Below are 11,478 nucleotides of genomic sequence, written 5' to 3'. Positions count from 1 at the left end.
TTGATTTTAATTTGCCTCTCCTATCGACTAATTGAGGAAGTTTAATAAAGTTCATTTCCATCGTCTCCTTTTAATTTGAAATAAAAAGCTACCCGATGGGCAGCTTATTTTAATCCTTGTTTTTCTAAAGCCTTTTCTTGATTTAAAGCTTTTCTTGTAAGTAAATATTGGTTTTTATAAATTCCATATAAAGCAAATGCTAACGGAACTATAGCCAATAAAACATTCAGAAAGGCAGCTATTGTATTTTCATTAAACCACGATATTTCAAACCCTAATGCCTGAAAAAATAAAAGCAGTGCCCCTAGGACACCGCCAATCATTGCTACATATTGTTTTATTTTATCCATTTCAAAACTCCCCTTTGTTTTCGATTTTATCAATTCGTTTATGAGCTTGTTTGACACTTTCTTCATTTCGAATTACTCTTTCTGATAATGCAGTCCAACGTTGATCACTTGCTTTAAAATCTATCCTAATTGAATCAATTGATTTACCAATATTATCTAACTTTGTTCTAATGATTGCAGATTCTGTTGCATCATTTTCGACACTACTTTTGAAATCATTTTTTTTATTTCTGTTAAGTGTTAATAAGCCAAGGACAACTCCGGTGGATGTACAAAATAAACCAATAATCGTAATCAATACACCAATGGAAACAGTCATTTTTTCACTCCGTTTGTATAAAATAAAAAAGCCCTATTCGGCTTTTGGTTGCAATCGATTAATTATTTTTGTCCTCGCAACTTCCGTTAATGCTGAAAGGGCTTCGTTCCCTTGATACTCTTCAGTAGTTAGCGGAATGTAACCATTAAGATTGATACTTCCCTCTGGATCCTTACTCTGGAATTGCACATTTACGGAAGAAATCCCACCATCTGCATAACGGATATTAGTTGCTGTTATTTGAATTTCCAACATTATTCTTCCTCTCCCTTTTCTTTAGAGTTTTCAAAGGCCGTGTACAAGTGTTCAAACGTATCTGCCTCTTTACCTGATACCTCTTTATCGTAATTCTCGATAATCCCTTTCATGGTTTTAATCATTCCATGGGCATCCCCTCCCTCAATAATGTAGTATTCCTGAAAATATTCCTTTTGTTGTTTTAAAAATTCGTTAGCGTTTTCAATGGCAAAATTACCTTCTTTGTTTTTCTTTGGATTGCCATAATCATCTACACCTGCAAACTCTTTTACTAGTTCCAATTCTTCTTCAGATATTTGTTTAAGCTTCTCACTTAATAGTTTAATAAAACGGGTACGATGTATAGATTGTTTCCCTTTTAAACTAATTTCTGATAGAAAGTTAATTACTTCGATAACATATTTATATTGGACTTTTACTTGCATACTATATTCCTCCTAAGCAGCACCCATGCTATCTTCTAATTGTTTTATTTTCTGCTTTAAATATTGGTTCTCTATTTTAAGCCAGTTTATTTCTTCACCATGTTTATCAGTTATAGTAATAATATCTTTAATGCCTTTCCCCATGTATGCAGTCAAGGCATATAGATCAAAACTGTCTCCTGCTTCACCATGTAAAATTCTAGGTGTTTCGTCAATCATCATACCTAATTGTTTAAAAGCAAATTGATCATCATTTAACCTTCGATAAGTATATATTTGTGCATTACGGAATACATCTAAAGAATCTTCACTGAACACTTCAATGTCCTTCTTGTTTTCTCTCATTGATGTATCAGTAGTAAATGTTCTTGCCCGGATCGGTCTAAAATTACCTGTTGTTCCTGTCGACGTTACCTTTACTTCTCCTCCTGAAGTTGGTCTTATATAAACGTGTGTTCCTGTATTTATATCCACTGAATTTGAATAAACTAGGTTAGATCGTAAATTCCTCCAAGTGATATTACCGCCATTATAGCCGCCCCTTGAAACGATCCTGACTTCATCATCTGAACCTACATACATATTCCCACTATGAGAAGCGATATGCCCTGCTGTTATGTCACCCGATCTCAAAGGTCTATATGTTGGAGTACTTGCATCACCATCGATAAATCCTTTATTTACGAACCTTACTTCATTATCTGTTCCAATATATGCGTTTGTAGTAGTTGAGATAAAAGATGTTCCGTAGATGTTACCTGCTCTTAAAGGTCTATAAATGTAAGATCCATCAGGTTGTCGAAATCCACTAGATGTGATTCGTATTTCCCCTTCTGTCCCAAGGTATCCATTCCCATTTGGAGCAAACCTTACACCTTGAACTCTGATAGGTCTATAAGAATAGTTTTCTGCTATCCCATCAGAAGGGATTCTAGCTAAATCCACAACCCTTACTTCGTTGGTAGAATCTGGTGCTAAATAAACATTTGAATTACTTGTTCCTAGCGCCGCACTTGTTACCAATCCCTTATCCATTCTGAATCTTTCCGATCCACCTGAATTGTAACCATATACGCCATTAGGATTCATATTTACATAGCTTCCACCATTCTGTGTTAGACGAACATTACCGCCCACAATTTCAAGGTTTGTTGATCCATCCGACGAACGGAATTTACTACCAAAAATATCAATACCTCGAATTGCTCCAGCGTTAAGTTTATCAGCCGACAAAGAAGAAATCTTTGCACTATCGATTGATGCATTAGCAATCTTCGCATTGGTAATGACAGCATCTTGAAGTTGTGCTGTGCCAACAGACAAATTGGCGATTTTCGCATTGGTAATAGCCGCATTTGCAATGGCTGCTGTCCCCACTGCTAAGTTAGCAATCTTGGCAGTAGTGATATTTGCATCTTTGATGTTTGCTGTAGCAATGACTGCATTATCAATCATTGTCTGTCCTGTGATATGAACTTTTTTACCGTCTATCAATATACCTTCTGTTGATATATTAATTTGGTTGACGACATCATTTTCTTTTACTCTCAAGTTAATATTGTCTGCTAATTGAGATATTTGTGAAGTTGTAGTCATTTCTACTTGATCTAAATTGTTTTGAACCTGAGTAATCGTACTCGTCAAACTATTAGCGGTTTGAGTTAATTGTGATTGAGTAGCAAATTTACCATCTGCATCCACTGTGCTAATTTTTGTATCCACAACACCTGCCAATTGGGTAAATTGCGAAGTACTAACCTTATCGGACACAGTCAATTGTAAACCTAAAACAGTCTGGCTTAAAACAGACACTTGACCCGTTGCATCATCAGCCTTTCTGATTGCGTCTGTTGCAGAATCAAAAAAAGTTGGGCTTGAGCGATAGCATCCAGAGCATGGCTAGTCGCTGTATTTGCATTCATTACGGCATGATTAGCTTGATCCACCGCATTTTGAATCGGCGTTTTAACGTCATCAGCGACCATGTTAAAACCTACCGTTCCGTCCGCTAGAAGTTGGGCTTCTTTAGACAATTCTCTTAATTCTTCAGCAATTTCTGGACCAAATAAAATATCATCAGAAATAATCCTTGCTGTTTGCGCCATGGCTTCTTCGGAGAATGGACCTGCAACACCATGTGTATTCACAGCCCTAACTCGAAAATACCATTGCTGATTGTTACTTGCCTGGTGGGTGTAAATACTGGTTTTACCCCGGAATGCAAGATTAGAAATGTCAGGTGTAAATCCTTGTATCTGAGAAGCATAGACCTCATAATTAGCGATAGAAATGGTATTAACAAAATCCCATTCAACTAGTACATGTTGAAATAATCCAGATGCCATAACATTTTTTGGTTGAGAAGGGGTGACATTCTCAATCCTGTCATCCGTAATGGGCTTCTTCCCACCGTTATTCCAAAGCCCTTTGTTATCATTCAACTCCGATTCAATCTGATCAAGCCGGGTATCATCCGAATGCAAGTCAATGAAATTCCCAAGCTCAACCACACCCGAATTGTTCGGATCTGATACGTCATATTCAAAACTGATGACTCGTTCTTCTACCTCAATCGGCTTTGCAAAAGAGTAATCCAAAGCAACAGTTGTGTCTCCTAATCTCACTTTCTCATGCTCGTATCCGATAATATTTTCAAGTAAAAAAACGCTCATCTCAAAATTGCGAATCGGATGCTTTTGTTCTTGCAAGGCCTCCCATGTTTCTTGTAATAAGGCTGCAGGGTCCTCTTGTTCACTACTTTCAAATATTCCCTTTCGGTGCCTTAGGGTGCCATCTGTGTTTTCTCTTCCAAATGCAGCTAGAGCTTCGGGATCCCCAACCCACTTCTGTCCTTTTGGTTTATCAACAGGATCACCATTCTTTACCTTCCATTCAATATCCGCAAAAGTGATCTTTCTCGTGAACCCTCCGGTAGCTTCTCCCTCTTCGTCTTCCATCTCAAGAGAAGAACCTCGTCCATATAAAGCTGTCTTAGGATAAGATTGGACTCTTTCCGTAATGGAAAGGATGTCTTTATCGATTTCCCACCGTTTACCTATGTCTTCCCCTCTTCTAGGTAGAACGTCGATGTATCGACCAGTTATCCTATTCCCCTCAATTTCCACACGATCCCGAAGTTCACCACCCCATGTATTAATACATTCGGTTATTGCTTCAGTCGGTGTCACGTAATAAAAATTCGTGGAATCTAAACCTAACTCTGCCACCTCTCCGACTTTCCACCTCACACCTTCCAGCGCTTTAGTAATGGCTGTTTTAAGCGTGACATTATAAGGCCGAACATCTTCAATAACCTCATCATTTAACTCAAGCATAGCTGCTTCACAGATCGCCGTTATAATCGGACCGTCTTCACCATCTGTTCTTTCTGGCTCACGAATGACAAATAAACGAAAAAAGCCGTCTTTATCTAAAAAGGCGACTTGATTTTCTGCGGTTATATATTTCGAATCTTCATGATTTCCCTGGGCTGTAAATTCAAAGGTAGAACCTTGATTGAGTACTTCCTTAAAAGGAGCATCCCAAAACAGGCATGCTCTTTCAGCTTCATTTGACAGGATGGCTAACAGATTATCATATGGGTCGAATATATATAAATCTGACAAATTATCACATCCTTTTATGGTAGAATGTTCCTATCGTGATAGATAGGGAGTGAATTAAAATTTGAATAAAAAAGACAAACTTTCATCAGAAGACATTCGTGATGCAACTGTGGAAACAGGATTAAGTTTTATTCCTTTTATAGGTAGTGGATTGTCTAGCCTTTATTCATCGTATAAAAGTAAGAAAAGATTCCAAAGACTAGAAATCTTTTACGAAGAAGTAACAGAGAAAATTTCAAAGTTAGAACAAAGTAATGGACCTATTCCGAAAGTCGAAATTCATGATGAAGAAGTTCTAATCTCATTAATTGAAAAAATAAATGATAAAGTTGAACAGGAATCACTTGAGTATAAAAAGGAATGTTTACAGAGATTTTTTCTACATTCAATGATAAACAGCACAACCCAAGCAAGTTTTGACCAACGGCAATTTTTTCTAGACACTCTTTCGAGTATGACTTTGCTAGAATGTGAAATGATGGTTGTTTTATTTAAAGAAAATCGGACTGTTATAGTCAATGATATGATCAAGCCTAATATAGACCAATACGCAATTGTAGGTTCTGTTGGTCGCCTGAAAAGTTATGGCTTTATCACAAGCTACACTGGTGAGTTTCATGTTGTTGACGGTGGTAGAGATAACTCTTTACATGAATATGTTCGTTTATCAAACTACGGAGCAGAATTTGTGAAGTTTTGTCTTGTTGTTTAGTGTTTCTTAAAATTAATAATTTCTGACAAAATAGAGATTGTTATAATTAGCACCCATAACCACCAGAACTTTATAAGAAGTTGTCCTTGTGTTAAATTCAAAAAATCGTCTAACATGCATACCACCTCGAAATTTAATTAGAAATGGACATTTCCTAGTTCTCCAATAGTTCAAGGATACTGTCCATTTTCTTTTCGATTCTATCTAATTGTGATTCTGGCTAAATCCCACTCGCTCTAACACTTTTATATTTCATATCATAACCACCTAGGTTTATATTTTATTGTTATTGTTGCTCCATCGTTTGGCGTAAATATTAGTCTATTTAACCCTTTTTGAAGGCTAAACCAATTACTTCTAAAATCTAAAGCTGTCATTTTTAAATTGTCATCAATGATGACTTTACGCTTTGTAAAATCAATAACCAAAACATCACCAGCAACGAATCCATTAATCACACGGATAAATCCCTCACTTTCCACATGCGAGATTTTAAATTCACTAGCTTTGTCTGTAAAATTCACTGTAAAAATAGGATTAGCAGGTGTTGTCCCCTCGTTGGTCACACTGGATATGACGGATACTGTTTTTTCTGTTCCGTATTTGTATGGATCCGGACAGATAAATGGAATGACTCCTTGCCCCCACTTCAATATTTCATCAGGATCAAAACTTCCGTCCACGACTGCATAATAGATCCGATCAGGTTCATCATCAAAAATAAGAGGCTTTGGCTCGTCATGGATTAACCATTCTGCCAAATCCTCTTTTACTTTTTGTAAATCCTCCATACTATCAGCCTTTAAAAAAACAGGAAGAGGTAATTCTCTTACTCCCGTATTCTTTATAATCGGAAGAGCCCCTGGTCGTTTTGGAACCTCTTGAAACGTCCACTCGATTGGAGCCCATGGCTGTCTATTACTACCTTTTAGGGCTGTGAGGTATGGCTTCGATATACCATTGAAAGTAAAATTTTTCACTTTCTCACCTTCCCTTTAATCGATCTTTTACTTATTCTTTTCTCTTGTATCTGATACTTGGTCACTTCATTATGAATCCCCTTTGCTAACGACGGGCCATCCAAAATGATGTTTGGATCCTTGCTTAATAATTGTAAAAGCACCTTTGTCTGTTCAAGTGTGGCCTCGAGTAACTTCTGCAGCACATTATCCCCTTCAACACTGGCAGTGCCTACATTCGGCAATTGTCCAGGTCGCTTGTTCCCTTTATCAACCGTCTTCCCTGCCAAAGCCAACAACTTCATAGCATCTGTCCTTTTGCTTGGGTTAGTAGGAATGACGAATTCAGGCCATCCATCTTCAGCAAGATTATACATACCAGAATGGTTTATCAGCCCGCCTGTGGCATAGCCATGACCATGACCGATGTATTTAAGCATATTAGAACCATAACGCGATTTAGCATAGTTCATACCTGCAAGCAAGCTATCCAAGCCGTTCATTTGGTTTTTATGACCCGGAAATGCATACGCTCTGAATGTTGGCGGGATTACTTGGACGAGGCCACGGGCAAGATTTCCGCTATAGTAGTTAACATCTTTAACAGCTGTTGATTGGATCGCCTTTTCATTACCGCCTGATTCAGATTTGATTTGTCTTAACCAAGCGTTCACGTAATTTGCAGAGGTAGGAAGTTTATTCATTGCAAGAGCCTTCTTAACTGTATTCCTCCAACGCTCTACTCCTTTACCTGCTGGAGCAGCACCTCCACTGTCTCCAACTTCACCGAATAGCATTGACTTACCGGCATCGATTGCTTTCGTAATTGAACCTTTCGCCAATTCAGTTGGTATACCAGAAAGATTCCCCATTCCATATGATGATATTTTATTTGCCAGCAATTTCCCTATGGAGGATTTATCCTTCACCCAATCCCATATATCGGCTCCCCAGTCTTTGACTTTATTAAAGGCATTTTTAGTATCAGAAACAAGATTGTCTAACCATCCACCTGTTCCTTTTGCAAATGCCGGTACCCTTCCACCAAAAAGCAGTGAAGTTTTCTCTCCTGATAAGACCTCTGTACCTTTAGGAAGGTTTACCAAAGTATCCCGGTTGGGTGATATGAACATTTGACCGTTTGGTAAAGCAACTAACTCATGTTTATTACCATCACCAATTCTTGCAAGACCACCTTTGTGTCCACCATTTGGTGTACCTTTAGCAAATTGAGGTACTTCCCAGTTACCAAGTCTCTTTTTAGAACCTAGCTTACCAAGAACCCAATCTATACCATCGAGAGCCTTGTTTACACCCCATCCAACACCAGAGATCAGACCATTACCAAGTTTTTTAGCACCGTTAGCAAGGGCAGTTTTACCTTTAGATATTCCATCCGCCATTTTTTGCGGCATACCTTTTACAGCGTTGACCATATCCGAAACATAGCCCTTAACATTTTTTTTAATCGTACCAAATATGCCTGATATACTTGATTTCAAATTACTAAAACGACTTAGGGTATTTGTCACCGCATTCTTAATGGGTGTATAAATAGAATCTTTAATAGCATTCCAAATGGTTTTTGTCAGATTACGAATCCCACTGAAAATAGTGTTGATATTATTTTTCAAATTAGTGAAACGACTTTTCACTAAATCCACAATCGATTTAATGACTAATTTGAAAAAGTTTAAAATACCATTCCAAATGGTAGAGATGAGTTTTTTTATGGTAGTTGTCATAGTATTGACTGTATTTTTCATGGCAGTAAATCGATTTTTTACAAAATCCACTATCCACTTAATGACTGTAGAAAAGACATTTTTTATACTGCCCCACATGCCCTTGAATGCATTAATCATTAATTTTCCTAGTGATAAAATACCTTTAAGCACCTTACCCCAAAACATTAGTTGCACGAAATTCCAAATAAACTGAATGGATCCTGAAAAGATATTCTTGATTCCTGTCCACATTTTTGAGAAATTACCGGTAAACAATCCGGAAAAAACTTGTATTAGACCCATGATGACCTTTAGTCCACCGTCTATTACGCCTTTTATATTTCCGATAACCGATTTTACAATTTCCAAAATAACTTTAAATGTTACTTTAAAGATAGCCTCAAGTATCGGCATCATAGGTTTGATCACAAACAAGATTCCATTAAAAATATTTCGGAAGGCATCGAGTAATTGTTTTCCGTTTGAATCCCAAAAGGCTTTCATTTCCGAGATCTTACTTTTAAAGTAATCCGCAATAATTTTAAATGAACTTACAAAAACATCTTTCCATTTATTTATAGCATTCCGAAATGGCTCGAACTTTTTATAAGCAATGACAACACCAGTAGCTAATAAAGCTAAAATACCAATGGTTAACCCAACGGGACCTGTTAAAGCAGTAAACCCTAACCTTAACCACTTTAATAACCCACCAGCTTTTGCGATTGATGGAAAGAGCTTTCCGAGTCCTGTTGCTGTATGTCCTAAAATTCCAATGAACATCCCACCTGCAACTAATAAGGGACCTATGGCAGCTACTATTGCTCCAAGAACTACCATTGCGATTTTACCTTGTTTCGACATACCCGACATTTTTTCAATTAGTCCATTAAACAAGTCTGCGGCCTTTATTACATATGGACTTAATATATCCCCTATGTCCTTAGCTAAGGCAAAGATGTTGTTTTTTACGGTTGCTAATTTAGAAGCCATCGTTGCATATCTTTGCTCTGCTTCATTAGATAATGCTGTATTATCTTTCCACGCTTTGGAAGACAAATCTACAGCCTCTCCTAATAGCCCTGCATTTCCTGCCAATCGTAAAATAGTATCAGATTCCCTGATTCCCTTAATACCCAAATCACCTAGAATCGAAGTTAAATTTTCTCCTTCTTTTCCAGACCCACTTAACCCCTGTATAAACATTTCTAAAGCTTTTACAGGATCACTTTCCCAAGATTTTTTAAACTCCTTGGCAGATACTCCACTCGCTTTTGCAAACTCTTCTAAAGATTTACCACCTGAACCAACCGCACTATCTATCTTTTTAAGTACGGTTGTCATCGCCGTACCGCCTGCTTCTGATTCGATACCTAAGGAAGACATACTTGCAGAAAGAGCCATGATATCAGATTCAGTCATACCGACTTGACTGCCTTGAGCAGCCAATCTCATGGACATATCCACGATTTCCGATTCAGTGGTTGCCATGTTATTACCCAAAGCAACCACTGAACTTCCTAATCTATCAAAGTTCTTTTGTGGCATTTTGACAATGTTAGCGAATCTAGCAAATTCGGTAGCAGCCTGTTCTCTCGTCATGTTAGTCGATTCGCCTAAATCAATGACGGTTTTTGTGAAATCCATAATACTACTTTTTTTAATGCCTAATTGTCCCGCTGATTCCGCAACAGCAGCTATATCATTTGCAGAAACAGGCAATGTTTTTGACATGTTAAGAATTTGTTTTTCCAATACTTTGTACTCGCCTTCAGTGGCATCTACTGTTTTTCGTACACCAGCAAACGCACTTTCAAACTCAATTGCAGACTTAACTGCCATGCCACCTAAACCAACCAATGGAGCTGTTACATACATAGATAAGGACTTTCCAGTACTTTTCATACTATCGCCGACTTTAGTTAAACGAGTGCCTGTTTCTTCAAGTTTTTTACCTAGCTTACCCCAACTAGATTCGGCAATTTTTTGTTGTTCTTTTAGCTTTTCAAATTCCTCACGCGTTCGACCCACATAGCGTTCTAAGTTATTTAAGGATGCTACTTCTTTGTTATAGCTTTTGGCAGCATTATCCGCTTCTTTGGAGCCCTCACCGTGTTCTTTGACCATCTTTTCATACTCTACCTTAGCCTGTTTTGTGACCTCCTTTTGAACTTCTAGTTTCCTATTCAAACCAGATAAACGTGTTTCGTATTTCCCTATAGAACGATCACCACGGTCGAATGCTGACATGTTGGCCTTCATTTCGCTGTTTACAGTTCTTAACTTTTCTTTTAAGCCAGTTAGACCACGGTTGAGAGCAACGGTATCAAGGTCAAGTCCTATCGAAAGTCCTTCTATCTTTTCCATGAACATCCCCCCTTCACATACCAAAAAAATCCCTAGCCTCCGAATGCGACAATTAAGGATTTTTCCTGTTTTGGCTTATTTTGTTCGCAGAGGATTTCTATTAAAAAATGAAAAGGCATGTTTAACACTTCAGTGACGTCCTTCCCTTCTTTCATAAGGTCAAGGATGAGCTTGTCCATGTATTCCTTTTGTTTGGCAGGGGAAAAGTCCTCATCCGTTAACCTTTCTTCGCCAAAAACTTTTTTGTTTCATCTGTTTGTTGACCTTGCGCCACAAACATAATTTGTCTTTGAAGGGTTTCAATTGCATCTGGTGCGTGAAGGCCATTAAATAATTCTTCTTTTGTGAATTGCTTGTTATAAATCTTGTTTGCTACAAAATCTATCAACTTATCAATCATTTCTTTTTCAGATAAAGAATTTTTATTTTCTTCACCTTTATCCATTTCTTCTGTAAGATCAAACGCTTCATAAACTACGGAAAAGGGGATAAATATTGGAGTTAGGTATTTCTCTGTAACAATTTCGCCTTCTTTTACTTGTTTCACCAATTCAATCATGTTGCGTTTTAATTTTGCCATTTCCAAAACATCTCCTTTTCTAATGGGCTGTGTAAAAGATTAATGTTGATTTTTGAACAAATAAAAGAGACCACCTATTGAAGTGAACCCAAAAAGTTAGACACTTTATTTACTTAGGCAGCCTTGAGGGCATGAACCCGGTAATCTACTGGGCT

Annotated in this window: 11 protein-coding genes; 1 reads left to right on the top strand and 10 read right to left on the bottom strand. The window is 37.6% G+C overall.

Annotation, left to right across the window (positions count from 1 at the left end):
- Nucleotides 1-104: 104 nt before the first annotated feature.
- The 6 genes from AC3WLU_RS26330 to AC3WLU_RS26305 are packed head-to-tail and all read right to left on the bottom strand — an operon-like array spanning nt 105 to nt 4,978.
- Complete coding sequence (locus AC3WLU_RS26330; protein ID WP_492598192.1) at nt 105-350, bottom strand: phage holin; 246 nt, start codon at nt 348-350, stop codon at nt 105-107.
- Nucleotide 351: 1 nt separating this feature from the next.
- Entirely contained in the window at nt 352-669 is a 318-nt protein-coding gene (locus AC3WLU_RS26325; protein WP_492598191.1) for a hypothetical protein, read from the bottom strand.
- A 33-nt stretch (nt 670-702) separates the two neighbouring features.
- Complete coding sequence (locus tag AC3WLU_RS26320; RefSeq protein WP_492598190.1) at nt 703-924, bottom strand: hypothetical protein; 222 nt, start codon at nt 922-924, stop codon at nt 703-705.
- Complete coding sequence (locus AC3WLU_RS26315; protein ID WP_492598189.1) at nt 924-1,352, bottom strand: DUF1617 family protein; 429 nt, start codon at nt 1,350-1,352, stop codon at nt 924-926. Before AC3WLU_RS26315 ends, AC3WLU_RS26320 begins: the two co-directional genes overlap by 1 nt.
- A 12-nt stretch (nt 1,353-1,364) precedes the next feature.
- Nucleotides 1,365-3,164, bottom strand: coding sequence for a hypothetical protein (locus AC3WLU_RS26310; protein ID WP_492598188.1), 1,800 nt, complete (start codon nt 3,162-3,164; stop codon nt 1,365-1,367).
- Nucleotides 3,152-4,978: a phage tail spike protein gene (locus tag AC3WLU_RS26305; protein WP_492598187.1), complete on the bottom strand. Its 1,827-nt coding sequence runs from the start codon at nt 4,976-4,978 to the stop codon at nt 3,152-3,154. Before AC3WLU_RS26305 ends, AC3WLU_RS26310 begins: the two co-directional genes overlap by 13 nt.
- Nucleotides 4,979-5,039: 61 nt before the next feature.
- On the opposite strand from AC3WLU_RS26305, the gene AC3WLU_RS26300 reads away from it, so the two are divergent.
- A complete protein-coding gene (locus tag AC3WLU_RS26300) occupies nt 5,040-5,690 on the top strand; it encodes a hypothetical protein (RefSeq protein ID WP_492598186.1) in 651 nt (216 codons plus the stop codon).
- 257 nt (nt 5,691-5,947) lie between these two features.
- Here AC3WLU_RS26300 and AC3WLU_RS26295 read toward each other — a convergent pair whose 3' ends face one another.
- From AC3WLU_RS26295 to gpG, 4 genes are all read right to left on the bottom strand, one after another.
- Nucleotides 5,948-6,670, bottom strand: a complete 723-nt coding sequence (locus tag AC3WLU_RS26295) for a distal tail protein Dit (protein ID WP_492598185.1) — start codon at nt 6,668-6,670, stop codon at nt 5,948-5,950.
- A complete protein-coding gene (locus tag AC3WLU_RS26290) occupies nt 6,667-10,743 on the bottom strand; it encodes a phage tail tape measure protein (RefSeq protein ID WP_492598184.1) in 4,077 nt (1,358 codons plus the stop codon). Before AC3WLU_RS26290 ends, AC3WLU_RS26295 begins: the two co-directional genes overlap by 4 nt.
- A gap of 32 nt (nt 10,744-10,775) precedes the next feature.
- Nucleotides 10,776-10,898: a phage tail assembly chaperone GT gene (gpGT, locus tag AC3WLU_RS26285; protein WP_492598193.1), complete on the bottom strand. Its 123-nt coding sequence runs from the start codon at nt 10,896-10,898 to the stop codon at nt 10,776-10,778.
- A gap of 62 nt (nt 10,899-10,960) precedes the next feature.
- The gene (gene gpG, locus AC3WLU_RS26280; RefSeq protein ID WP_492598183.1) at nt 10,961-11,323 is read right to left on the bottom strand and encodes a phage tail assembly chaperone G; all 363 of its coding nucleotides are present in this window, start codon (nt 11,321-11,323) and stop codon (nt 10,961-10,963) included.
- Between the last annotated feature and the right edge of the window lie 155 nt (nt 11,324-11,478).

It is taken from the genome of Peribacillus sp. FW305-BF15, from assembly GCF_058783805.1.
The sequence above is the reverse complement of the archived record's forward strand: the minus strand, read 5'-3'. Positions and strand labels throughout refer to the sequence as shown.